Below are 22739 nucleotides of genomic sequence, written 5' to 3' on the forward strand. Positions count from 1 at the left end.
CCCGCCGAGCAATTCCCTGCGACGGCTTGCCCCTTTAATTTCCGTGCATTTGCGCTAGATTGAAAGGGAAGCAGGAAAGGGATCACCATGCCAAAACTCGTTCGCCTATATATCAGTCAAGTGTTGATTGGGTTTGGCCTGTCCGCAACCTTCGTGGCCCTGTTGCTTTACACAAATGTCGGCAATCTGTGGCACCTCGTGTCCACGTCGGACATTGGGTGGATCGCCGTCCTGATGCTGTTCATGTTCAACGGCATCGTCTTCGCAGGGGTCCAGTTCGCCATCGTGATCATGCGGATGGAGCGTGATGAAACGCCGAAAGGCGGAAAGCGCCAACCGGTCGCCACGAACATACCGGTGCGGGTGGAAGCCACGTCGCGGAAATAGGCTTTCAACGCACTCGACCCCGATACTGATTTTGTCGAACCCTGATCTTGCTCATGGCGGGGTGTCGAGTATTGCCTTAGTCTTCCGCGTGGTGCGAATGTCCATGCAGAAGGAAAGCCAATGAAACAGATGATACTGTGCGCCTTGATTGCCAGCTTGCCGATCACGGCGGCGGCAGCAGACGTTGAGGGGCTTGAAGAAGCGATCCTGTGCCAAGGCGATGATGACATCATCACAATCACACTTTGGACTCCATCGCAATTTGATGAACCTTTGCACTGTATCACGTCCGAACGCCTGTCAGGCGACGCAAATTGCGCCCCGAATGGCGGGTGGGGCCTGTTGAGTGCCGCCGAGGTGCCGGATCTGACGTCGGTCACGATGGATTGGAAAACCGCCCACGAGCATCAATGGGGGAAGCTGACCGCAATTGCCGGACCCAAGGCGGTGCGGTTCAATGCGCAGTACGGCGAAGGCACCGGCAGCAATCTGAGCTATGAATGGAAATTAACGCTCGACCGTCGCACCGGCAGCGCCACATGGTTTACCAAAGATGGCGACAGGGTGCCCTATAGATGCGAGATGCAGCCCTGACCGAGTGGGGTGGCGGGATCAGTCTATGGGGCTGTCAGCCGGAGCAACCGTCCACCAGCCTCGTCTTCCAACACCCAAAGTGCGCCTTGTGGCCCTTGTTCGACCTCGCGCAGACGACGGTCCCAGCCGAACCGTTCCGCTTCGCGTGCGGTTTCGCCTTCCAGCGTGACGCGGATCAGGGCACGGCTGACAAGCCCGCCAATAAACGCGTTGCCCTGCCAGTCAGGAAACATTTCGCCGGAATAGATCACCAGTCCCGAAGGCGCGATGCTGGGCACCCAATAGGCTGAAGGGGCGGCGAATTCGGGGCGGGTGTCGTGATCGGGGATGGCTTTGCCGCTGTAATTATCGCCCATCGACACGACGGGCCAGCCATAGTTCTGACCCGGCTTGATCAGGTTCAATTCATCCCCGTGACGCGGCCCCATTTCGTGGGCCCAAAGCCGGTTATCTGCGTCAAATGCGATACCCAGAAGGTTGCGGTGGCCAAGGGTCCAGAAACTTCTGGCAAGCTCTCCCTGGTCCTGAAAGGGGTTGTCGTCGGGCACGGTACCGTCATCGTTCAGGCGAATGATCTTGCCAAGCGCCATGTCCCAGCGCTGTGCCGGGGTCTGTTCTTGCCGGTCGCCCGAGGTGATGAACAGCTTGCCCTCGTGAGCGGACCCCTTCGGACCAAAGGCGATCTTGTGCGAGAAATGGCCAGATCCAGGCCGGTGGGGATATTGGCTCCAGACCCTTTGGATGTTACTCAGCGCGGGTTGATCGCCCAGCGAAAGCGTGCCGCGCACCACCACGGCACCGCGCGTCGCACCGCCATCTTGGCTTTCGACATACGACAGATAAATCAGACCGTTGGTGGCGAAATCGGGGTGGGGCACCACGTCGCCCAATCCGCCCTGACCCCCGACGACAGGGGTTGGCACACCGGTGACAGCGCGTTTCGTGCCGTCGGTTGATACCAGCCACAACCTGCCCGGCTTGGTTGTGACCAGAAGCTGGGTGTCGCTGATGAAGCTCATCGCCCAAGGGCTGTCAAAGCTGTCGATTTCGGTCGCGGTCAGGGTGCTGCCGGCAGATCCGTTGGCAGTGAAGGCATCGGCAATCCGCACCTGTCCGAACAGGGCGGACAGGCTGAAGATCGCGGCCAGGGTCAGGTTTTTCATGGAAATCTCCGGCAGGGCTAGGTGTGACGCTACGGGCAGTTTACGGCAAACGTCCCTGCCGCCGCGAACAAAACCACGTGAGCCTTTGGTGGTGGGGCAAGGGAAGAGGTGGCGGAACCGCACGCATCCGTCGGGGTCTGAATTCCCGAGGACCTGTATATACAGGTGGGCGCCGGGTAACCGAACCAGGGTCCGGACAGAGCCAGCTCCCTCGGAATTGCTTAAGGCCACTGGAATTGTACCCACGTGGGACGAGAAGGGCAGAAGCCGCCTTGTCCTAGATAGGCGGCAGATCAGGGCGTTACAAGGGGAGAGATAGGTCTGATTTGCGGCCCATTGACAAAATGTTCATGAATTGTTCATGTTGGGTCTATGGAGATGCCAAACCAAACCTTGATGCCTGGCCAATTGCTGGCGCGCGGTGTGTGTCGTCATATGCTGGCCCACGGGTTTGTTACCGTCGAGGAGTTGGTGCCGACGCGGGGATTGAGGGTGGATGTGATGGCGCTTGGTCCCAAGGGCGAGATCTGGGTGATAGAATGCAAATCCTCGCGCGTTGACTTTATGTCGGACCAGAAATGGCAAGGCTATCTTGAGTGGTGTGACCGTTATTTCTGGGCTGTGGACGCCGATTTCCCGACCGGGCTTCTGCCCGATGAAACCGGGCTGATCATCGCTGACAGTTACGACGCCGAGATCATTCGGATGGCCCCCGAAGACAAACTGCCACCTGCGCGGCGCAAGGTGATGGTGCAGAAATTTGCCACCCATGCCGCGCGCCGGCTGCAAGGATTTCGCGATCCCGGCGTCGCGGGGCTGGTGAACATCTGAAAGGGGAGGGGCGTTGCCCCTCTGCGCTGCGCGCATTCACCCCAGGATATTTCAGGCCAGAAGAAACAGGCTATTTCTTTTTCGATTTGGCGCCGTCGGCCAGGGCGCGGGCCTGCTGGGCGGCGACGCGCAGTTCTTCGGCGATTTCCTCGGCCTCTTCCGGTTCGAAATCCATCGGCAGTTCGATCCCGCCACCTTCGACGTAAAGCCGCACCATCCCAAGCGAAGTTGGGCCGATCTGAAGGTTGGCGTCGATGTCGCTTTCGTCGTTGATGCCCATATCTGGTCTCCTGAAAATATCCCTTTGGGGTTAGAGGCGTTTCGTGCATTTTTCAAGCGGGGACCTCTTGCAATGCCTGCGCGTGGCGGGTAAATGCGTCCTGCGTGCCGACATAGCTCAGTAGGTTAGAGCGCTTGATTGTGGATCAAGAGGTCCCCCGTTCGAGCCGGGGTGTCGGTACCATCCCCCAAAGCTGCGAAATGACCGTCCGCGTTCAGCGCACCGGAATGCGTTTGATCAGATTGCCGCTGTCTCGATCGAAGATCAGAATGTCGTTGCCCGCGACCACGGCATACCAGTCCGGGCCAAAGGTCACGGCGTCGGCGGTGATGCCTTCGGGCAGGGTGATCTGGTCAGGCATCACGGGCAGGCTGGACGGTTTGGGGTTTGTTTGCGAGAAACGCATGACAACGACGCCCACCAGCACTACAAGGCCCACAATCGTGGTGAGGGTCAGGGCCGTCACCAATCGTTTCAGATAGCGCACGGTGCCGTGGCCCACTGTGGCCTCAAGCGCTGCGTCCAGATCCTGTTCAGGAGTGTCGTTCATGTCGTCCTCGCACCGTATCGTTGAGGTGATCATCGCAGAAAACCCGCCCAAGCGTCTTGATAAGGCGATTGCACGCGATGTGCCAGAGGAAGCGAACCTGTCACGATCGCGGCTGGCGCGGTTGATTGCGGACGGGGCCGTGAGGCGCGGCGGCGAGGTTGTGGATGACCCGCGCGCCAAGGTGGCCACAGGTGATGGGTTTGAAATCCACGTGCCCGAGGCCGAAGAAAGCCACATCGGGCCCGAGAACATCCCCCTGGACATCGTTTATGAGGATGCCGATCTGATCGTCGTGAACAAACCGGCGGGTATGGTGGTGCATCCCGCCCCCGGCACGCCGACAGGCACGTTGGTCAACGCGCTTTTGCATCACTTTGGTGGCGAATTATCGGGCGTGGGTGGAGAAAAGCGGCCCGGCATTGTGCATCGTATCGACAAGGACACCTCGGGCCTGTTGGTTGTGGCAAAGTCGGATGCTGCCCATCACGGGCTGGCCAAGCAGTTCGAGGCACATAGCGCCCAGCGTCGCTACAGCGCCGTCACCCATGGCGCCCCGGACAAGGGCGATCCCCGTTTGGGCGGAATCAAGGGCACCAGTTTCGAGCCGGGTAATATCCTTAAAATCACCACGCAACTGGCGCGGCACAAGACGGATCGGCAAAAACAGGCGGTTTTGTTTTCCGGCGGGCGTCATGCGGTGACGCGAGTGCGCACGATCGAGGTGTTTGGCGATCCGGCACAGGCGGCGCTGATCGAATGTTGGCTGGAAACCGGTCGAACGCATCAGATCCGTGTGCACATGGCCCATGCGGGGCACGGCTTGATCGGCGATCCCACCTATGGCGGGCGGCGCAAGCTGAACGCAAAGCTGATCGGCGAGGCAGCGGTGGACGCCGCCCGCAGTTTCCCACGACAGGCGCTTCATGCCGCAACGCTTGGTTTCCAGCATCCCGTCACCGGCGAAAACTTGAGCTTTGACGCGCCCATGCCCGCGGATATGGTGACTTTGATCGAAACGCTGCGGACGGGTGTAAACGCCCGCTGACAGATGAGACCCGAGAGGCGAGCATGACCAACCTTTCATGGGCATCCTGGGGTGCCATCTGGGCCGTCCTGCTGTTTGTGGTGGACCTTGCAACGATTGCGCGTGCGGTGACACGGGAACACAGGTCGCCTGCTTCCCGGTTGGCGTGGAGCGTGGTGATCATGACCCTTCCGGCCGTTGGGGTGATCGCCTATTTCTTTCTTGGCGACACCAGCGCGGATCGGAAATCCGACAAGAAGCTCAAGGATTTGCGGCATGAACTGCCGAAACGTCCCATGGCAGAGCTGCCGAAAGCCGACGTGCCGCTTCTGTATCGTCAGGCGTTTGCCCGCGCGGCCTCGGTCAACGGGTTTCAGCCGGTGCCCGGCAACAGCGCGACCGTGACCACCGACAGCAATGAAGGCATTGACTGGCTGGTGGCGGATATTGATGCGGCCACGGACCACGTGCATATCCTGTTCTATATCTGGCTGTCTGACATCAATGGCACCAAAGTGGCCGAGGCGCTGATCCGGGCAGCCGCGCGCGGGGTCAAAGCGCGGGTGATTGTCGACGGGCTTGGCTCGCGCAGGCTGCTGTATGATCCGCTGTGGCGGAGGATGAAAGAGGGCGGCGTTGACACCGTCGTTGCCTTCGCCTTCCGGTTTCCGCTGATTTCAGCCTTCATTCGCAGGCTTGATATTCGCAATCACCGCAAGGTCGTCGTCATTGACCATGCCACAACCTACGTGGGCAGCCAGAACTGCGCGGATGCGGCGTTTCGGGTGAAGGCCAAATACGCACCCTGGGTGGATGTCATGATGCGTGTGACCGGACCTGTTGCCTGGCAGGCGCAGCGGCTGTTCGTATCGGACTGGATGGTGCATGGGGGGGACGACATCTCTGCCTATCTGGATCACGTGCCAGACGTCCCGCAGGATGGGTTTCCCGCGGTGATGGCCGGGACCGGGCCGACCGAAAGCGTTCACGCGGTGCCCGACATGATGCAGATGCTGCTGGCGGCGGCCCAGGACGAGGTGATTATCACCACGCCCTATTACGTGCCGTCCGAGGCGTTGCATCAACAGATATGCGCAGCGGCCCTGCGTGGCGTTCGCGTCCGGCTGAACGTGCCGGCCACCAATGACAGCCTGATTGTCGCGTTCGCGTCGCGCAGTTTCTATCGGTCGATACTGAAGGCAGGGGTCGAGATCTTCGAATTTCAACCGGGCCTGCTCCATGCCAAGATTCTGAGTGTGGACGGAACCGCCGCGCTGATCGGGTCCCCCAACCTGGATCAGCGCAGCTTTGATTTAAACTATGAAAACAGTATGATGTTGGTGGATCATGAAGTGGTTTCGGAACTGCGCCTGAAGCAAGAGGCGTTCCTGAATGTCTCGTTGCAAGTGCAGGCCGAAGCCGTTGTGAACTGGTCGGTACCGCGACGCATTCTGATCAACAGCATCGGCATGTTGTCCCCACTGCTTTAATTCGATTGCAACTTACTGCACGAGGTTGTGAGGTTTCATGTCATCCCCTTCCTTTTCTGCGGCAGGAGGATCATATCTTAATCAAGAAATATGTTGACGTTTCGCTTGAATTCGCGGGACGGAGGATTATCTCGATGTTAAGCCTCGCAACATTGCGGGAAAAGTGAGGGAGAGTAGCGACGATGAGCAACTATAAGAATCTGCCGGCCCCGACGCCAGAAGGTGGCTTGAACCGCTATCTTCAGGAAATTCGCAAATTTCCGATGTTGGAGCCGGAACAGGAATACATGCTGGCCAAGCGCTGGGTGGACCATCAGGACCGCGAGGCGGCCCACCAGATGGTGAATTCGCACCTGCGATTGGCGGCCAAGATCGCCATGGGCTACCGTGGCTATGGTCTGCCGCAGGCCGAGGTGATCTCGGAAGCCAATGTGGGATTGATGCAAGCTGTGAAGCGGTTTGACCCGGAAAAAGGGTTCCGCTTGGCGACCTATGCCATGTGGTGGATCCGCGCCTCGATCCAGGAATACATCCTGCGGTCCTGGTCGCTGGTGAAACTTGGCACGACCTCGGCCCAGAAGAAGCTGTTTTTCAACTTGCGCAAAGCCAAGGCGCGTATTGGCGCGTTGGAAGAGGGCGATTTGCGCCCCGATCATGTGGCGCGCATTGCCACGGATCTGAACGTCACGGAAGACGAAGTGATCTCGATGAACCGCCGTTTGTCGGGGGGCGATGCCTCCTTGAACGCGACCGTCTCGGCCGATGGTGAAGGGTCGATGCAGTGGCAGGACTGGTTGGAAGATGAAGATGCCGATCAGGCCGGTGATTATGCAGAACAGGATGAATTGCAGGTCCGGCGCGAGCTTCTGGCGCAGGCCATGGACGTGTTGAATGATCGCGAGAAGGACATCCTGACGCAGCGTCGCCTTCAGGATAAGCCCGTGACGCTTGAGGATTTGTCGGGCGTCTATGATGTCAGCCGCGAACGTATCCGCCAGATCGAAGTGCGCGCGTTTGAGAAGCTGCAAAAACGGATGCAGGAACTGGCCTCGGAAAAAGGGCTTCTGGAACAAGCCTGATCCGAAACCAGCATTGTTTACGACATGACCGACCCGCGTTACGCTGGGTCGGTCATCGCTTTTTGGGGGATAAGATATGCGCGACGTTTTGAACTGGGGCATATTGGGCGCGTCGAATTTCGCGCGCAACCTCATGGCGCCCGCCATCCATGCGGCAGAGAATGCCAGATTTGTGGCGCTTGCGACAACGAGCCATGAAAAGGCAAATGGTTTCAAAGTGTTTTGCCCTGACCTTAAGGTGCATGAAAGCTATGATGCGCTGCTGATGGATCCGGATGTCGATGTCGTATACATCCCGTTGCCCAACAGTTTGCATGTCAAATGGGCGCAATTGGCGGCGCGTGCGGGCAAGCATGTGCTGGTTGAAAAACCAATTGCGATGAAAGCCGATGAAATCGACGAATTGATTGCCCTGCGCGATGAAACCGGCCTGCTGATCGCCGAAGCGTATATGATTGTCCATCACCCCCAATGGATACGGGCGCGGGAGCTGGTGCAATCGGGCGCCATCGGTCAGGTTGACCATGTTGACACGGCGTTCAGTTATGACAATCGGGCCGATGTCAAGAACGTGCGCAACAACCCCGATCTGGGCGGTGGCGGGATCCGCGATATCGGGGTCTATACCTATTCATCTGTGCGTTTTGTCACCGGGGCCGAGCCTTCGGACCTGTCCGCGCGCATCAAAACGGAAAACGGCGTGGATACATGGGCGCAGGTGGTGGGAGAAATGGAAGGGAAGTTGGGACGCTTCACCTATTCGGCGATCACCTCAATGCGGCTCAGCCCGCGGCAAGAGGTCGTGTTTCAGGGCGATACCGGCCAGATCCGCCTGACCGCGCCCTTCAATCCGGGCGTCTTCGGGCAGGCAGAGCTTGAACTGCGACGCCCTGACGGCACCCGGACCATTGAAACCTGGCCGCGCGCTAACCATTATGTCCTACAGATCGAAAATTTCGGCCGCACAGTGCGCGATGGTATGGACTATCCATGCCCGCTGGAATTCTCGCGCGGCACGCAAGCTATGATTGATCGCGTGTTTGACGTGGCGGTGGATATCAGCTGACGGAGGACGACATGGCTGGTGGATGGGCGCGCGATGGCGCAGTTCAGGAACAGATCGATGCGTCCATTCAGGACGAACTGAAACGGATGCAGGCCAACAAAGGGCCGGTGGGCGAAAGCTTGACACATTGCGCAGAATGCGACGAGGAAATTCCCGATGCGCGGCGCAAGGCCATTCCCGGCGTCAAACTGTGCATCGACTGCATGCAAGAGCGGGACGCGGCCTTCAAGGCACGTCCGGGGTTCAACCGGCGAGGGTCGAAGGACAGCCAGTTGAGATAATGGGGAAGCCACCTCTGGAGTCTGGAGCATAAATGCAGAACAGGCTGCGACTGATTGGCAATGCCCTTGCAACAAAAGCGGCGATTCGAGTTGATTTGGAGGTTTTCCGGAACAATGATATGATGAAAGACGTTTTCAGAAGGAGAAACTTCGATGAAACGTCTTTTTTCCAAGACTATTTCCTGCTTGATCCCAGTCAAATTTCTGGCCCTGCTCGTAGCCGGTGTATTGGCCTTGCCCGCCTCTGCCGCGACTGTCACCTATGACATCGCGATGGGGGGACAGAACACGACGTTCACTGCGCCAATGGGGGGCGGAGCTGTGGGTGACTTTTCGATCACCTTGGGGGGTGTCACGTTTGATACACCCGATGCGGCAATGCCGCCGCTTTACGATCCGGTCACGAATGACATTTCTGCCGCGGGTAGCCTGTTTGGCTATTTCTCAAATTCTCTGGCTGCGCCGGGATGTCCGGCCGGGGAATGTGTTCTGGAGTTCGAAACTGCGGTCGACAATGTCACACCGCCGGTCTTTGCCGCGTTCAATGCTGTAGCGTTCGATGGTCTCATCGCCAGTGGTGCGTATATCATCACGGTCGCTCCGGTGCCGGTGCCTGCCGGGCTGGTCTTGCTTCTGACTGCGTTGCTGGCGGTGTTTGGCCTGCGCAAGTTTGGCCGCGTGTCATGCCGGTCGCGTCAGCCAGCGCTTGCATAGCCAGAGCGGCACCAAAAGAACCAGAAAAGTGTCAGGGCGCAGAGGTTTATGCGCCCTGATATGTCGGCCTGAGCAGGGGATGCTTAGTCTTCCATCGCTTCCAACTCATCAATGAAGCCTTCGATCATTGCCAGCCCCTTGTCCCAGAATTTCGGGTCCGAGGCGTCAAGGCCGAAGGGGGCCAAAAGCTCTTTGTGATGCTTTGATCCGCCTGCCTTCAGCATCTCGAAATACTTGTCCTGAAAATCCGCATCGCCTTCCTCGTAGACCGCATAGAGCGCGTTCACGAGCCCGTCGCCAAAGGCATAGGCATAGACATAGAAGGGCGAATGGACGAAGTGCGGGATATAGGACCAGAAGGTTTCATATCCGTCCATGAATTCAAATGCCGGGCCAAGGCTTTCGCCCTGAACGCTCATCCAGATGTCGTTGATCTGGTCGGGGGTCAATTCGCCGCCTGCGCGGGCTTCGTGCAACTTACATTCGAAATCGTAAAATGCGATCTGGCGCACGACCGTATTGATCATGTCCTCGACCTTGCCCGCCAGCATCACCTTCTTTTCGGCCTGCGTTTTCGCCTGACCCAGCAGCTTGCGGAAGGTCAGCATTTCACCGAAGACGGACGCGGTTTCGGCCAGGGTGAGCGGGGTGGAGGACAGCATTTCGCCCTGATCGGCGGCCAGCACTTGGTGGACACCGTGGCCCAATTCATGCGCCAGGGTCATCACATCGCGGGGTTTGCCCAGGTAGTTCAACATCACATAGGGGTGCACGTTCGTTACCGTCGGGTGTGCGAAGGCACCGGGTGCTTTTCCGGGTTTCACGCCCGCATCAATCCAGCCTTTCGAGAAGAACGGCGCGGCAATCTCGGCCATGCGCGGGTCGAAATCGGCATAGGCGTCCATGACGATCTTTTCAGCCGCAGGCCAACCGACGAGCTTGTCGTCCTCCATCGGCAGGGGCGCGTTGCGGTCCCAGACCTGCATCACGTCCAGCCCCAGCCATTTGCGCTTTAACTCGTAATATCGGTGGCTCAGGCGCGGATAGGCGGCGACCACGGCGTTGCGCAAGGCTTCGACCACTTCGGGTTCTACGTGGTTGGACAAGTGCCGCCCGGTCTGCGGGGTTGGCATCTTGCGCCACGTGTCCTCAATCGCTTTCTCTTTCGCCAACGTGTTGTGAATGCGCGAGAAAAGCTTCGTGTTTTCACCCAAAACGCTGGCGATTTCGCGCGACGCGGCCTCGCGGGTTTCGCGATCCTTGTCTGTCAGAAGGTTGGCCGTGGCCTCCAGCCCGCGCTCCTCGCCATTCACGGTAAACATCAGCCCCGCGACGGTTTCGTCAAACAGCGTGTTCCACGCCGAGGCACCGACCGACGATTTGTCATGCAGAAACTGTTCCAACTCGTCGGACAATTGATAAGGCCGCATCGCGCGCAGGCGGTCGAAGATCGGCTTGTAACGGGCAAGCGCCGCGTTGTCGGCAAACCAGCCGTCCAGCACGGAGTCGTCGATCCGGTTCACTTCCAGCGAAAAAAACACCAGCGGCGCGGTGAACACAGTGATCTTTTCCTGACAGTTCTGGAAAAACTGAGCGCGGTCCGCATCCGTGGTCTGTTGATAATAACGCAGGCCCGCAAAGGACATGATGCGCCCGCCGATCAGGTCGATCTTTTCGTAATCTTCGATGCACCCCAGCATTCCAGCAGCATCCAGACCGGCGAGCTTGCCCTGGTAGGTGGCGGCGAAATCGGCGCAGGCTTTTTCTAGCCAGTTCATATCGCGCGCCAGTTCCGGTGCGTCCTCAGCGGTGTAGAGGTCGCTCAGATCCCATTCGGGCAGCCCTTCAAGAGGAACATCACCGGTTTGTGCATTGGCATCGCGAACGGGGAAGGGAAGGGTGGTAAACATCGGACCTCCGGGTTGTTGTCTGGGTCAAGACATAGGACGGGGGCAGGGCAGTTGCAATCCGCCCCCGCGCTTGGCAACCGGTCGCGGCACGGGGCACGAATTAGCCGATATTCCCCGTCTTGGGGTTTTGACCCGGCCCCGCGGTCCCTTTATAGGTGGGAAGCAGTTTTCAAAGGACACGCGCTTGATCCGATTCATTCTTGGCATTTTCGGTGCCGTGTTTACCGGCATTACGCTGGCCATTTTCATGGCCGCGCTGGCCATTGGCGGCGTTTTCTGGATGTATTCCAGGGACTTGCCCAGCCACGAGCAGCTTGCCAACTATACACCCGCCACCATCAGCCGTGTCTATTCTGGCGAAGGTCGGTTGATGGACGAATTCGCTCGCGAGCGTCGTCTGTTTGCCCCGTCGGACGAGATTCCCGACCTCGTGAAGTATGCTTTCATCTCGGCCGAGGACAAAAACTTCTATACTCACGCCGGTTTTGATCCTCGTGGGATTGCCGCCGCCGCGCTAGAGGCGGCCCGCGGCGGCAAGCTGCGTGGCGCGTCCACCATCCCGCAGCAGGTGGTCAAGAACTTCCTGCTCAGTTCGGAACGGTCGGCAGAGCGCAAGATCAAGGAATTGATCCTGTCGGTGCGTTTGGAAAGCACATTGTCCAAGGACGAAATTCTGGCGCTGTATCTGAACGAGATTTTTCTTGGCCAGAACTCCTATGGTGTGTCTGCCGCGGCGCAGACCTATTTCAACAAGACGCTGGACGAACTTGAACCACACGAAGCCGCCACGCTGGCCTCGATGCCGCAAGCGCCCAGCAACTTTCACCCGGTGCGGGCAAAGGATCGGCTGCTGACACGGCGCAATTACGTGCTGCGCGAGATGTTCCAGAACGGCTATCTGGACCGCGCAACCTATGATGCAGAGGTCATCAAGCCCTTGCTGTCGGTTCAGAACGGTGATTTTCCGGCGTTCCGTCAGGCGCTTCCGCCGCGCGACTATTTCACCGACGAAATCCGTCGTCAGCTCAGCCGCAATTTTGGGGAAGAAGAATTCTTTACCGGCGGCATGACGGTTCGAGCGACCGTCGATCCCGACTTGCAACAGGTGGCGGCAGATAGCCTGCGCATCGGGCTGGAAGGCTTTGACCGCGGCCGCGGCGTGTGGCGACCGACAGGCGTGACGTTGCCGCAGGACGTGCTGGGCGACGAAGCGACTTGGCGTGCTGCGCTGGCCGAAGCGAAATTTCCACGCGACATCGAAGGCTGGCATCCGGCGGTCGTTCTGGAAGTCGGCAACAGTGACGCACGTATCGGCATCGAAGGTGTGGACGAGAATGAAGACGGGCACTGGATCCCCGCCAAAGACGTGACATGGGCGCGCCGCCTTGAAGAAGACGGCAGTCTTGGACGCCGCGCCAAAGTCGCCGGTGATCTGGTGAAAGTGGGCGAGGTCGTGCATGTGCGCCAGATGACCAGCGATGAAGATGGCAGTTTCATCCGCTGGACCTTGCGTCAGGTGCCCGAGGTGCAGGGCGGGTTCATGGCGATGGACGTGAACACGGGCCGTGTTCTGGCGATGCAGGGCGGCTTCAGCTATCAGCATTCGGTGTTCAACCGCGCGACACAAGCGACGCGTCAACCGGGGTCAAGCTTCAAACCGTTCGTCTATGCCGCCGCGCTGGACAGTGGGTTTTCCCCCGCCACCATTGTGATCGACGCCCCGATCGAGGTGGTTTCCGGTGGCCAAATCTGGCGTCCCAAGAACTATTCCAACCGCTTCTATGGCCCGACGCCCTTGCGCACCGGGATTGAACAGTCACGTAACCTGATGACCGTGCGTCTGGCGCAGGAAATCGGAATGGACACTGTGGCAAGCTATGCCGAGCGCTTTGGTGTCTATGACCGGATGAACCAGTTCCTTGCCAATTCGCTGGGGGCCGAGGAGACGACCTTGTTTCGCATGGTCGCTGCCTATGCGATGTTCGCCAACGGAGGCGAACGGGTAGAGCCGACGCTGGTGGACCGTGTGCAGGACCGTTGGGGCAAGACAATCTATCGTCATGACAGTCGCCAATGTGCCGATTGCAGCGACCCGTCTCTCGCCAGCGGGCAGGCGCCACAGATCGTCTCCGATCGCGAGCGGGTGATGAACGCCATCACCGCGTATCAACTTACCTCTATGTTGCAGGGCGTCGTTGAACGCGGCACGGCGCGCAGCGTCGTCAACCTGCCAGTGCCCACAGCCGGCAAGACCGGCACCACCAATGACGAGCGGGATGCCTGGTTCATCGGCTTCACCTCGAACATCGTGGCAGGCTGCTATATCGGCTATGACCGCCCTCGTACCATGCCCGGAACCTCGGGTGGTGGTATGTGTGGTCCGGTGTTCCAGCGCTTCATGCTTGAGGCGATCAAGGAATATGGCGGTGGTGAATTCAAAGTGCCTCCGGGCGGTCGTTTCATCAATATCGACCGTTTCACCGGCGCACGTTTGCCGCCGGATGCTTCGGGCGATTATGTGGTTGCCGAATATTTCCGAGATGGAGAAGAGCCTCTGTTTGGTGTGATGTTCGATGGTGGCTTCGCCATGGGCGCCAATCTGCCCATGTTTGATCGTGGCGAAACGGACGAAGGGACCACCGAGGTGCAAACCTCGACCGGCAAAACGGTGGTGGTTCCCGGCAAGGCAGATTTCGGTTCCCTGTCGTCCGGTGGCCTTTATTAGCAAGGATTCCGGTGGCGGGGCGTTGGCGCGGTCAGGCAGGCATCGGGCCGGTTTGTCACCTTGCATGCACCATTCATCTGCTTTGATCTGCATTTTGCCCATTGTCATTCGGACCCCGGACCACGTATGGTCCATCTACGGTGGATCGCGCGTTCGCGCCCGACCACTGACGAGAGTTTCGTTGTTTTGCTGACCGAATGATGGCCAATGCCACAGGCCGGGGCAAAACAAGCCGAGAATGCTTTGGAACGCGCCCGACAATGGGCTGGCTGCCAGAGCGCGAAATTGACGATCAAGGACGGTAGAGCCCGAAAAGCCTGTGTTCTCGATCCGAAAATCCGCCCGATGTCTGACAACAGACCGGGCATAAGAATGGGCCGCGCACGGGTTTCTGGTCACTCCAGAACCTGCAAGCGCGACCGGAGAAGAAACGCGATGATGCGCGAGAGGATCGAGCAAACACAAAAGGCGGGGCGTAAGCCCCTGACCTTGTTGCCGTATCCCACGCATCGCTTCGCCCTGACAAGTCACCCCGAAAATCGTGCGCTTCCGCCTGGAAGGGCGCGCGTTTGGGGTGCGGAAAGAACACATGCCCAAGAAGATGCTTATCGATGCGACCCACGCGGAAGAAACCCGCGTTGTGGTGGTCGACGGAAACAAGGTCGAGGAATTTGACTTTGAATCAGAAAACAAACGCCAACTAGCTGGCAATATTTATCTGGCCAAGGTGACGCGGGTCGAACCTTCGTTACAGGCGGCTTTCGTGGATTATGGCGGCAATCGCCACGGCTTTCTGGCCTTTTCCGAAATCCATCCAGATTACTATCAAATCCCCGTCGCGGATCGCGAGGCGCTGCTGGAAGAAGAGCGCGCCTATGCCGAAGCCATGGCGGACGAAGACGAAAAACCACGCAACCGCCGTCGCCGGTCGCGTGGTCGGTCCCGGTCCAAGGCCGAAGAGGCCAAGTCCGATGATGCGGTGACGACCAAAGAGGTCGAAGCCACAGGGTCCGGCATGGATGTCATTGATCTGGACAATGGCGCGGAGGATGACCTTGAAGGCCAATCTCCGATGGAGCGGGTCGATGAAACTCCGGTAGAAGAACCCGAGGACGACCTGAACTCCGATGGCAGCGACATTTCTGCCGATGCGGATGACCGGTCTGCCGCCCACTCCGACGGCGCTGACGACGACAGCGATGGCGATGATGAGGACGAAGGCGACGACGATGATGACGCACCGCTGGACGCCTCGGAAAAGGATGACCAGATCGAAAGCGTCGCCGATGATGACGCCGTTGAAGATATTCGCCCGCGCCGCAAGCCGCGTCCGAAACGCTATAAGATTCAGGAAGTGATCAAAGTGCGCCAGATCCTTCTGGTGCAGGTCGTGAAAGAAGAACGTGGCAACAAGGGTGCCGCACTGACCACCTATCTGTCACTGGCAGGCCGGTATTGCGTCTTGATGCCCAACACCGCGCGCGGTGGCGGGATCAGCCGCAAGATCACCAACGCGCCTGACCGCAAGAAGCTGAAAGAAATCGCCGCCGAAATCGACGTGCCCAAGGGGGCAGGTTTGATCGTGCGCACGGCAGGCGCCAAGCGCACCAAGTCGGAAATCAAGCGCGACTATGAATATCTGCAACGTCTGTGGGAGCAGATCCGTGAGCTGACGTTGAATTCGTCCGCCCCCGCCAAGATTTATGAAGAAGGCAACCTGATCAAACGCTCGATCCGCGATCTGTATTCGCGCGAGATCGACGAAGTGTTCGTGGAAGGCGAGGCGGGCTATCGCACCGCCAAGGACTTCATGAAGATGATCATGCCGTCCCACGCCAAGAACGTGAAACTGTATCAGGATCAGATGCCGCTGTTCGCGCGCTATCAGGTCGAAAGCTATCTGTCGGGCATGTTCAGCCCCACCGTGCAGTTGCGGTCGGGTGGCTATATCGTCATCGGCGTGACCGAGGCACTGGTGGCCATCGACGTGAACTCGGGCCGGGCCACCAAAGAAGGCTCGATCGAGGAAACGGCGCTGAAGACCAACCTTGAAGCCGCAGAAGAAGTGGCGCGCCAGCTGCGTCTGCGTGACCTTGCCGGTCTTATCGTGATCGACTTCATCGACATGGAAGAACGCCGCAACAACAACGCGGTCGAAAAGCGGCTGAAAGACAAGCTGAAAACTGACCGCGCGCGTATTCAGGTGGGCCGTATCTCGGGCTTTGGTCTGGCGGAAATGTCCCGCCAACGCCTGCGCCCCGGCATGATCGAGGCGACGACACAGCCTTGCAACCATTGCCACGGCACCGGTCTGATCCGCTCGGATGACAACCTTGCGCTGAACATTCTGCGTCAGTTGGAAGAAGAAGGCGTGCGCCGCCGGTCGCGCGAGGTTCTGGTGAAGGCCCCGGTCGGCATCGTGAACTTCCTGATGAACAACAAGCGCGAACATATCGCGCAGATCGAAGCGCGCTATGGCATGGCCGTTCGGATTGAGGCGGATCCTTTCCTGATCTCGCCCGATTACTCGATCGAGAAGTACAAGACCGCCACCCGCACGGTGCCGGAAGCAACCGCGCCAGTCGTGTCGGTCGATGCTTCACTGATGGACGATATCGACGAGGTGGAAGAGGCCGAAGTGGTGGTCGAAGAAACCTCTGAGGAAGAACAGAAACCCAAGAAGCGCCGTCGTCGTCGTCGGCGGCGTCGGTCGTCCAATGGGGACGATACGCGTCAGGACACTCAGAACGGTGAGGCGTCGGACGACAACAGTGCGGCGGATGACGCCAAGAACGGGACCGACACAGATGCCGAGGCCGAAGCGCCGTCCGAGGATGCGGTTGAAAAGCCCAAACGCAAGCGTGCGCCGCGTCGTCGCTCGAAGAAACCAGAGGATGAGACCGCTGACGAAACCGTGGCGGCAGACGCAGCACCTGGGGATGCACATGCTTCCGTAGAGGCCGAGGCAGAAGAGAAACCGAAGCCCAAACGCGCGCCCCGCAAACGGGCCGCGAAAGCGAAGGCGGAAGAAGCTGTAACCGATGCGACGGCAGAGGCCGATGCAGAGGAAAAGCCCAAAACGCCGGCGCGCAAGTCCCGCGCCAGAAAGCCCAAGGACGAGGCGGTCGGGGACACTCCAAAGGCAGAAGACGCTCCGGCGGCTGACACCGAGGAGAAACCCAAGAAAGCTCCGCGAAAACGGGCTGCCACGTCGCGGAAGAAAAAGACTGACGAGGCGACGCAGGACGCACCAGCGCAGGCAGAGGCCAACCCCGTCGCTGACAAGACGCCCGAGCCCGCGATGGCAAGCGCCGCGCCCACCGCAGCGTCCGAGCCAGAGGTAAAGGCTGACGCGCCCCCCAAGCCCAAGCGCAAGGGCTGGTGGTCACTGGGCAGCTAGGACGCAGACAAATAGAGGCCGGGCAGCGCCCGGCCTTTGTTGATTGGACCTAACCCTTGCGGATAAAGTAATGCGTGGCGGCTTCGTGATCTTCCTGCGCCACCAATTCATGACCCTGTTCAGCACAGAAATGCGGCACGTCGATCACCGCCGCCGGGTCGGTCGCTTGCAGGCGTAGAACTTGCCCTTTCTCAAGCGACTTCAAGCGCTTGCGCGCCTTCAATACGGGCAGGGGACACAGCAGCCCCAGCGCATCCAGATCATCGTCAAATTTCATATCTTCCCATAGGACTTTGGCGCTGGTCTGTCCATTGGTTGGGAGAGCAAACATGTCGCGCGGCTATGATGCTGTGGCAGGTGGCGGCGTGCATTTCCTGGCTGTGATCTAAATTTCGTTCCTCAATGACGAGGCGCGGCTTGGCGCGATCCCGTCCTTTTCGGCGTCCGAAGGGTCAGTCGCTCAGAAAACCGCCCTGCACGCAACCTATGCTGCTGGGCTGGGGAACCCTTTCCGTCTGGTCGCGGCCGTCTTCCCGCCTGACCGGGGCATGAAACGGCATATGAAGCGGATCGAACGCATCATGGCCTGTTTCTGTATACCATCGGTCTGATGACGCTGACGGTGGCTTTTGTGCTTTTCTTACTGGTCGATTGAGGCTTTCGAAGCATTGGCCGCCCTTGGTTGATGGGGCTTTGTTAGATAAGGGTTTAATTTCGCCTGTTTTTCCGGCTAGTCTGCGGACAAACCAGCCAGGCCGGGTCAATGAAACCTAACGACGCCTCCCCACCCGATTATCCCGCATATGTGCGTCGCCGCCGGGTGTTTTACATCCCCGGTTACGACCCGATTCATCCGCGCAGGTATCGTGAGCTGTATCGCAAGGAAGGGGCCAAGCAGGGTGCGATCTCGGGCTATAGGATCGACCTGATCGGACGGCAGGGGCCGGGCACCTATGGCTGGCAGGTCACGGGCCGGATGGATGACACCGGGACCGAGGCCGAGTTCGACGTGCTGGTCTGGGCTGACATTGTGCGCGACAGCATGAAGCTGAACATCGCGCAGACTTATCTTCTGATGTCGCGGACGGCGTGGACCTATATATCATCCGGGGCACTATGGCGGCTGATGCGGTTGCGCAAGGGGCCGGTGATCGCGGCACTTTATCCGGTGGGCATGTTGATCCTGCAACTGATCCTTGCACTTCTACTGGGTCATATTCTTGGCCATGTCACAGCGTTTTTTGCCGGACATCTGACGCTCAGGGCGGACGCAATGATGGTCAGCTACTGGATCGGGTTTGCAACCACGGTGGTCGTTATGATGAAGTGGTTTCGCAAGATCGACAACAGGCTTTATGTCTATTACCTGATGCATGACTACGCCTATTCGGCGCGTTCGAAGGGGGCCAACCCGCCGGAATTGGAGGCGCGGATGGCACTGTTCGCCGATGAGATTGCCGAGGCGCTGCGCTCGGACGTGGATGAGGTTCTGGTGGTAGGGCACAGTTCCGGCGCGCATCTGGCCGTGTCTGTTCTTGCAGATCTGCTGCGGGCCGGGCGCGTGCCAAAGGATGGCCCGAGGCTGGCTTTTCTGAGCCTTGGGCAAGTGGTGCCGATGGTCAGTTTCCTGCCCGAAGCGCATCGCCTGCGGCGCGACCTGCGTGACATGAGCGTTCAGACCCGGATCGCATGGGTCGATGTAACCGCCCCCGGCGACGGTTGTGCCTTTGCGCTGTGTGACCCGGTAGCCGTGTCGGGTGTCGCACCCGCGACGGGCAAACGTTGGCCGCTGATTATCTCAGCCGCGTTTTCAAAAACGCTTAGCCCGGCACGATGGAAGGAACTGCGCTGGCGGTTTTTCCGGTTGCACTTCCAATACCTCTGCGCCTTTGATCAGCCCGCAGACTATGATTATTTCCGGATCACAGCGGGGCCGTTGACTTTGGCAGACCGCTATCGGGACCGCCGCCCGTCGGCCAGCAGGATAGAAACGCCAGTCTCGAAATACACGAGCATGACAGCATGACTGAACGCTTGCCCCCCAAGCCACCGTCGCGCAGCGGGCGGGTGTCGCTTTGGCGTTACGCGAAACTGTTTCGTCGCGACATACTTTCCGCCCAGCCTGCGCGGCTGTATCACGCGTGGATGGCCGAATTTCGCACGCCGTTCTTTCGAAGCTACATGTGCAATGACCCCTCGCTTGTCGATCTGGTTCTGAAAGAACGGCCCGATGACTTCCCCAAATCCGACCGCATCCGCGAAGGGCTGGCACCGCTTTTGGGCAACTCGGTCTTTGTCACCAATGGAGAGGTCTGGAAACGCCAGCGCCGCATCATCGACCCGGCGTTTGAAGGCGGGCGGTTGCGCGAGGTGTTCCCGGCCATGTGGGACGCCGCTGTTTCCGCCGTGGACCGCCTGCGCCCCATGGCGGATGGAACTCCGGTCGAGGTTGAAAGCCATGCCAGCCACGCCGCCGCCGACGTGATTTTTCGCACGCTTTTCTCGATTCCCATCGAGCATGAGATAGCCGGGCAGGTGTTTGCGAAGTTCCGCGACCATCAGCGCGCCCAACCTGTGGTCAACCTTGGGGCGCTATTGCCCTTGCCGCGCTGGATGCCGCGGTTTCATCGCCGCAAGGCGAAAGAGACCGCGCGCCAGATCAGGGGGCTGATCCAGGACCTGACCGCCGCCCGTATGGCCGCGATCGGGCAGGGCACAGCCCCAGAAGATCTGGCCACCAAGATCATGACAACGACCGATCCCGAGACCGGCGATCAGTTTGACACTGATGAAATGGTCGATCAGGTGGCGATCTTCTTTCTTGCGGGCTATGAAACCAGCGCTTCGGCTTTGGCGTGGGCGCTGTATCTTCTGGCGCAATATCCCGATTGGCAGGACGGGGTTGCAGCAGAGGCACAGTCGCAGATTGACCCCGACAAGATCTATTTCTCGGTCATGTCGCGGCTGCGTCTGTCGCGCGATGTGTTCCGCGAGGCGCTGCGCCTTTATCCCCCCGTGCCGATGATGGTGCGCGAGGCGCGCTGTCCCGAGAGATTCCGCGCACGCGCTGTGCCCAAAGGCAGCCAGATCGTATTGAGCCCGTGGCATCTGCATCGTCATGAACGTTTGTGGGACGATCCCGACGCGTTCAACCCCGCCCGGTTTCAGACCGCGAACGGAAAATCCTGCCTTCGCAACGCCTATATCCCGTTTTCCAGCGGGCAGAGGGTCTGCCCCGGTGCAGGCTTTGCGATGATCGAGGGGCCGTTGATCCTGTCGATGCTGGTGCGGGCCTATCGCTTCGCGCTTGTGGCTGACAAACCCGCCATGCCGGTGGCCCATCTGACGGTGCGGGGCGAAGACGGGATTTGGCTGTCACTGACACCACGAGAGTAAAGCTCAGCCCTCGGACGGTCGTCTGTAGTGATCGAGCACATAAACCCGAATGGCCGATGCCAGTCCCCGATCCACACCGCGTGCTGCATCAACCTCGGCTGCAAGTGCGTTCAGGGGCAATCCGCGCGCATTCGCAATCTCGCGAAAGGCCTGCCAGAATTCAGGTTCCAGCGACACCGATGTGCGGTGCCCATGCAGGGTCAGCGAGTGTTTTTCGGGGCGCGCGGTCATTCCGTGTCCGTGTCTTGCCTGTGACTGTCCAGCAGGTGCTCCGCGCGGGTCTTGTCCGCGCGTTCCACTGCTTTCTGGGCTTTCGTGCGCCCGTGTTTTAAGGCGTTCTCGTCTGCGCGGGCCTTTTTTTCAGCCCGCGCCTTCGCTTTCCGAAACCGGTTCAGGTTGACCGGCCCTGAACCAGACCCGGCCATCAGTCCTTCGGGCCGATCATCTGTTCGGGGCGCACCACCGCGTCAAAGATCGCCTCATCCACGAAGCCAAGCGCGATCGCCTCTTCTTTCAGCGTCGTGCCGTTCTTGTGCGCGGTCTTGGCCACTTTGGTCGCGTTGTCATAGCCGATTGTCGGGGCCAGCGCTGTCACCAACATCAGGCTTTCCTTCATCAGCTTGTCGATGCGTGGTTCGTTGGCCTGAATGCCATTCAGCATCCGTTCGGTGAAGCTGTCCGCCGCGTCACCCAGAAGCTGGATGGATTGCAAAAGGTTATAGCTCATCATCGGGTTATAGACATTCAGTTCGAAATGCCCCTGCGAGCCTGCGAACTTGATCGCGGCATCGTTGCCCATCACGTGCGCCGCCACCTGCGTCAGTGCCTCGGCCTGGGTCGGGTTCACCTTGCCCGGCATGATCGAACTGCCCGGTTCGTTTTCCGGCAGGATCAGTTCGCCCAGACCCGAACGCGGGCCGGATCCGAGGAAGCGGATGTCGTTTGCAATTTTGTAACACGATCCTGCGACGGTCGCCAAAGCGCCTGACATGAAGACCATGGCGTCATGGGCGGACAGGGCTTCGAACTTGTTGGGGGCGGTGACGAAGGGCAGGCCGGTGATGCGCGCCATGTTCGCGGCAACCTCCTCGCCCCAACCGTTCCTGGTGTTCAACCCGGTGCCAACGGCGGTGCCGCCCTGGGCGAGTTCGTATATCCCGGGCAGGGCCAGCTTTACCCGCGCAATCCCCTGACGGATCATGTGCGCATAGCCCGAAAATTCCTGTCCCAAGGTCAAGGGCGTCGCATCCTGCGTATGGGTGCGGCCAATCTTGATGATGTCCTTGAATTCGTCCTGCTTGGCCTCAAGACCGGCCAGCAGCTTTTCAAGGCCCGGCAACAGCACGTCGCGCACGCTCATCGCCGTGGCGATGTGCATCGCGGTCGGGAACGTGTCGTTCGAGGATTGCCCCATGTTGCAATGGTCATTGGGGTGAACGGGGTCTTTCGAGCCGATCACGCCGCCCATGATTTCGATCGCGCGGTTGGCGATGACCTCGTTGGCGTTCATGTTCGATTGGGTGCCGGACCCGGTCTGCCAGACAACCAGCGGGAAGTTGTCATCGAACTGGCCAGCCACCACTTCGCTTGCGGCCAGAATGACGGCATCGGCGATCTTGCCGTCCATCGCGCCCGAGGCCTTGTTTGCCTCGGCGCAGGCTTGTTTGATCACGCCCAAGGCGCGCACGATGGCAATGGGCTGCTTTTCCCAGCCAATTGGGAAGTTCATCAAAGAGCGCTGCGTCTGCGCCCCCCAGTATTTGTCAGCGGGAACCTCAAGCGGGCCAAAGCTGTCGGATTCTGTGCGGGTCTGGGTCATGTCTTGGCGCCTTTGTTTTCAAAACCGAGG

The 22739-nt window shown here is 59.4% G+C and carries 21 protein-coding genes and 1 tRNA gene; 14 read left to right on the plus strand and 8 right to left on the minus strand.

The genetic code is table 11. From position 1 onward, the window contains the following. Positions 1–87 precede the first annotated feature (87 nt). Both BMY55_RS07325 and BMY55_RS07330 read left to right on the plus strand, forming a co-directional pair. Positions 88–387, plus strand: a complete 300-nt coding sequence (locus BMY55_RS07325; RefSeq protein WP_091429521.1) for a hypothetical protein — start codon at positions 88–90, stop codon at positions 385–387. Between the two features lie 120 nt (positions 388–507). Next, positions 508–981, plus strand: coding sequence for a hypothetical protein (locus BMY55_RS07330; protein WP_091429524.1), 474 nt, complete (start codon positions 508–510; stop codon positions 979–981). A gap of 23 nt (positions 982–1004) precedes the next feature. Here the strand turns inward: BMY55_RS07330 and BMY55_RS07335 are convergent, their stop codons facing one another. Beyond that, the gene (locus BMY55_RS07335; protein ID WP_091429526.1) at positions 1005–2144 is read right to left on the minus strand and encodes a PQQ-dependent sugar dehydrogenase; all 1140 of its coding nucleotides are present in this window, start codon (positions 2142–2144) and stop codon (positions 1005–1007) included. A 396-nt stretch (positions 2145–2540) separates the two neighbouring features. Here BMY55_RS07335 and BMY55_RS07340 point away from each other — a divergent pair, with 396 nt between their 5' ends. Continuing rightward, complete coding sequence (locus tag BMY55_RS07340) at positions 2541–2975, plus strand: MmcB family DNA repair protein (protein WP_407639017.1); 435 nt, start codon at positions 2541–2543, stop codon at positions 2973–2975. A gap of 70 nt (positions 2976–3045) precedes the next feature. On the opposite strand, the gene BMY55_RS07345 is transcribed toward BMY55_RS07340, so the two are convergent. Beyond that, positions 3046–3255, minus strand: a complete 210-nt coding sequence (locus BMY55_RS07345; RefSeq protein ID WP_091429528.1) for a DUF6324 family protein — start codon at positions 3253–3255, stop codon at positions 3046–3048. Between the two features lie 106 nt (positions 3256–3361). On the opposite strand from BMY55_RS07345, the gene BMY55_RS07350 reads away from it, so the two are divergent. Continuing rightward, a tRNA-His gene (locus tag BMY55_RS07350) sits at positions 3362–3438 on the plus strand. 31 nt (positions 3439–3469) lie between these two features. Here BMY55_RS07350 and BMY55_RS07355 read toward each other — a convergent pair. After that, positions 3470–3805, minus strand: a complete 336-nt coding sequence (locus BMY55_RS07355; RefSeq protein ID WP_245744675.1) for a DUF6476 family protein — start codon at positions 3803–3805, stop codon at positions 3470–3472. Here BMY55_RS07355 and BMY55_RS07360 point away from each other — a divergent pair. From BMY55_RS07360 to BMY55_RS07385, 6 genes are all read left to right on the plus strand, one after another. Then, positions 3804–4850: an RluA family pseudouridine synthase gene (locus BMY55_RS07360; RefSeq protein WP_091429529.1), complete on the plus strand. Its 1047-nt coding sequence runs from the start codon at positions 3804–3806 to the stop codon at positions 4848–4850. The two genes, BMY55_RS07355 and BMY55_RS07360, sit on opposite strands and share 2 nt — an antisense overlap. Before the next feature lie 23 nt (positions 4851–4873). Then, on the plus strand, positions 4874–6319 hold the full coding sequence (cls, locus tag BMY55_RS07365; protein ID WP_091429531.1) for a cardiolipin synthase: 1446 nt from the start codon (positions 4874–4876) through the stop codon (positions 6317–6319). Between the two features lie 182 nt (positions 6320–6501). Further along, positions 6502–7398 (plus strand): RNA polymerase sigma factor RpoH, encoded by an 897-nt coding sequence (gene rpoH, locus BMY55_RS07370; RefSeq protein WP_091429532.1) that lies wholly within the window; start codon positions 6502–6504, stop codon positions 7396–7398. A 76-nt stretch (positions 7399–7474) separates the two neighbouring features. After that, positions 7475–8464, plus strand: a complete 990-nt coding sequence (locus BMY55_RS07375) for a Gfo/Idh/MocA family protein (protein ID WP_091429534.1) — start codon at positions 7475–7477, stop codon at positions 8462–8464. 11 nt (positions 8465–8475) lie between these two features. Next, positions 8476–8745: a DksA/TraR family C4-type zinc finger protein gene (locus BMY55_RS07380; RefSeq protein WP_091429536.1), complete on the plus strand. Its 270-nt coding sequence runs from the start codon at positions 8476–8478 to the stop codon at positions 8743–8745. Between the two features lie 153 nt (positions 8746–8898). Next, positions 8899–9459, plus strand: coding sequence for a hypothetical protein (locus BMY55_RS07385; RefSeq protein WP_091429538.1), 561 nt, complete (start codon positions 8899–8901; stop codon positions 9457–9459). Positions 9460–9542: 83 nt separating this feature from the next. Here BMY55_RS07385 and BMY55_RS07390 read toward each other — a convergent pair whose 3' ends face one another. Further along, the gene (locus BMY55_RS07390; protein WP_091429540.1) at positions 9543–11369 is read right to left on the minus strand and encodes a M3 family oligoendopeptidase; all 1827 of its coding nucleotides are present in this window, start codon (positions 11367–11369) and stop codon (positions 9543–9545) included. A 184-nt stretch (positions 11370–11553) separates the two neighbouring features. Between BMY55_RS07390 and BMY55_RS07395 the strand changes: the two genes are divergently transcribed. Further along, on the plus strand, positions 11554–14094 hold the full coding sequence (locus BMY55_RS07395; protein WP_091429542.1) for a penicillin-binding protein 1A: 2541 nt from the start codon (positions 11554–11556) through the stop codon (positions 14092–14094). A gap of 589 nt (positions 14095–14683) precedes the next feature. Then, positions 14684–17494 carry a ribonuclease E/G gene (locus tag BMY55_RS07400; protein WP_091432168.1) on the plus strand — a complete coding sequence of 937 codons (2811 nt, stop codon included), beginning with the start codon at positions 14684–14686 and terminating at the stop codon, positions 17492–17494. A gap of 49 nt (positions 17495–17543) precedes the next feature. On the opposite strand, the gene BMY55_RS07405 is transcribed toward BMY55_RS07400, so the two are convergent. Next, complete coding sequence (locus BMY55_RS07405) at positions 17544–17771, minus strand: sulfurtransferase TusA family protein (RefSeq protein ID WP_091432170.1); 228 nt, start codon at positions 17769–17771, stop codon at positions 17544–17546. A 486-nt stretch (positions 17772–18257) separates the two neighbouring features. On the opposite strand from BMY55_RS07405, the gene BMY55_RS07410 reads away from it, so the two are divergent. Continuing rightward, a complete protein-coding gene (locus tag BMY55_RS07410) occupies positions 18258–19520 on the plus strand; it encodes a hypothetical protein (protein WP_091429543.1) in 1263 nt (420 codons plus the stop codon). After that, entirely contained in the window at positions 19517–20890 is a 1374-nt protein-coding gene (locus tag BMY55_RS07415) for a cytochrome P450 (RefSeq protein WP_091429545.1), read from the plus strand. The genes BMY55_RS07410 and BMY55_RS07415 overlap by 4 nt, the downstream gene beginning before the upstream one ends. Positions 20891–20893: 3 nt before the next feature. On the opposite strand, the gene BMY55_RS07420 is transcribed toward BMY55_RS07415, so the two are convergent. From BMY55_RS07420 to fumC, 3 genes are read right to left on the minus strand one after another with little or no spacing between them, the layout of a single operon-like run. Continuing rightward, positions 20894–21121, minus strand: a complete 228-nt coding sequence (locus tag BMY55_RS07420; protein WP_091429547.1) for a ribbon-helix-helix domain-containing protein — start codon at positions 21119–21121, stop codon at positions 20894–20896. Then, complete coding sequence (locus BMY55_RS07425; RefSeq protein WP_091429549.1) at positions 21118–21315, minus strand: DUF4169 family protein; 198 nt, start codon at positions 21313–21315, stop codon at positions 21118–21120. Before BMY55_RS07425 ends, BMY55_RS07420 begins: the two co-directional genes overlap by 4 nt. Further along, positions 21315–22709, minus strand: a complete 1395-nt coding sequence (gene fumC / locus BMY55_RS07430; protein ID WP_091429550.1) for a class II fumarate hydratase — start codon at positions 22707–22709, stop codon at positions 21315–21317. Before fumC ends, BMY55_RS07425 begins: the two co-directional genes overlap by 1 nt. Positions 22710–22739: the final 30 nt, after the last annotated feature.

Source organism: Aliiroseovarius sediminilitoris, assembly GCF_900109955.1.
Lineage (GTDB): Bacteria > Pseudomonadota > Alphaproteobacteria > Rhodobacterales > Rhodobacteraceae > Aliiroseovarius > Aliiroseovarius sediminilitoris.

What these genes read in the sequence shown, in the direction of transcription:
- BMY55_RS07400 (WP_091432168.1), top strand. Translation starts at nt 14,684, where the DNA reads ATGCCCAAGAAGATGCTTATCGATGCGACCCACGCGGAAGAAACCCGC.
- BMY55_RS07335 (WP_091429526.1), bottom strand. Translation starts at nt 2,144, where the DNA reads ATGAAAAACCTGACCCTGGCCGCGATCTTCAGCCTGTCCGCCCTGTTC.
- BMY55_RS07325 (WP_091429521.1), top strand. Translation starts at nt 88, where the DNA reads ATGCCAAAACTCGTTCGCCTATATATCAGTCAAGTGTTGATTGGGTTT.
- BMY55_RS07330 (WP_091429524.1), top strand. Translation starts at nt 508, where the DNA reads ATGAAACAGATGATACTGTGCGCCTTGATTGCCAGCTTGCCGATCACG.
- fumC (WP_091429550.1), bottom strand. Translation starts at nt 22,709, where the DNA reads ATGACCCAGACCCGCACAGAATCCGACAGCTTTGGCCCGCTTGAGGTT.
- cls (WP_091429531.1), top strand. Translation starts at nt 4,874, where the DNA reads ATGACCAACCTTTCATGGGCATCCTGGGGTGCCATCTGGGCCGTCCTG.
- BMY55_RS07355 (WP_245744675.1), bottom strand. Translation starts at nt 3,805, where the DNA reads ATGAACGACACTCCTGAACAGGATCTGGACGCAGCGCTTGAGGCCACA.
- BMY55_RS07385 (WP_091429538.1), top strand. Translation starts at nt 8,899, where the DNA reads ATGAAACGTCTTTTTTCCAAGACTATTTCCTGCTTGATCCCAGTCAAA.
- BMY55_RS07340 (WP_407639017.1), top strand. Translation starts at nt 2,541, where the DNA reads ATGCCTGGCCAATTGCTGGCGCGCGGTGTGTGTCGTCATATGCTGGCC.
- BMY55_RS07415 (WP_091429545.1), top strand. Translation starts at nt 19,517, where the DNA reads ATGACTGAACGCTTGCCCCCCAAGCCACCGTCGCGCAGCGGGCGGGTG.
- BMY55_RS07420 (WP_091429547.1), bottom strand. Translation starts at nt 21,121, where the DNA reads ATGACCGCGCGCCCCGAAAAACACTCGCTGACCCTGCATGGGCACCGC.
- rpoH (WP_091429532.1), top strand. Translation starts at nt 6,502, where the DNA reads ATGAGCAACTATAAGAATCTGCCGGCCCCGACGCCAGAAGGTGGCTTG.
- BMY55_RS07375 (WP_091429534.1), top strand. Translation starts at nt 7,475, where the DNA reads ATGCGCGACGTTTTGAACTGGGGCATATTGGGCGCGTCGAATTTCGCG.
- BMY55_RS07410 (WP_091429543.1), top strand. Translation starts at nt 18,258, where the DNA reads ATGAAACCTAACGACGCCTCCCCACCCGATTATCCCGCATATGTGCGT.
- BMY55_RS07425 (WP_091429549.1), bottom strand. Translation starts at nt 21,315, where the DNA reads ATGGCCGGGTCTGGTTCAGGGCCGGTCAACCTGAACCGGTTTCGGAAA.
- BMY55_RS07360 (WP_091429529.1), top strand. Translation starts at nt 3,804, where the DNA reads ATGTCGTCCTCGCACCGTATCGTTGAGGTGATCATCGCAGAAAACCCG.
- BMY55_RS07405 (WP_091432170.1), bottom strand. Translation starts at nt 17,771, where the DNA reads ATGAAATTTGACGATGATCTGGATGCGCTGGGGCTGCTGTGTCCCCTG.
- BMY55_RS07380 (WP_091429536.1), top strand. Translation starts at nt 8,476, where the DNA reads ATGGCTGGTGGATGGGCGCGCGATGGCGCAGTTCAGGAACAGATCGAT.
- BMY55_RS07345 (WP_091429528.1), bottom strand. Translation starts at nt 3,255, where the DNA reads ATGGGCATCAACGACGAAAGCGACATCGACGCCAACCTTCAGATCGGC.
- BMY55_RS07390 (WP_091429540.1), bottom strand. Translation starts at nt 11,369, where the DNA reads ATGTTTACCACCCTTCCCTTCCCCGTTCGCGATGCCAATGCACAAACC.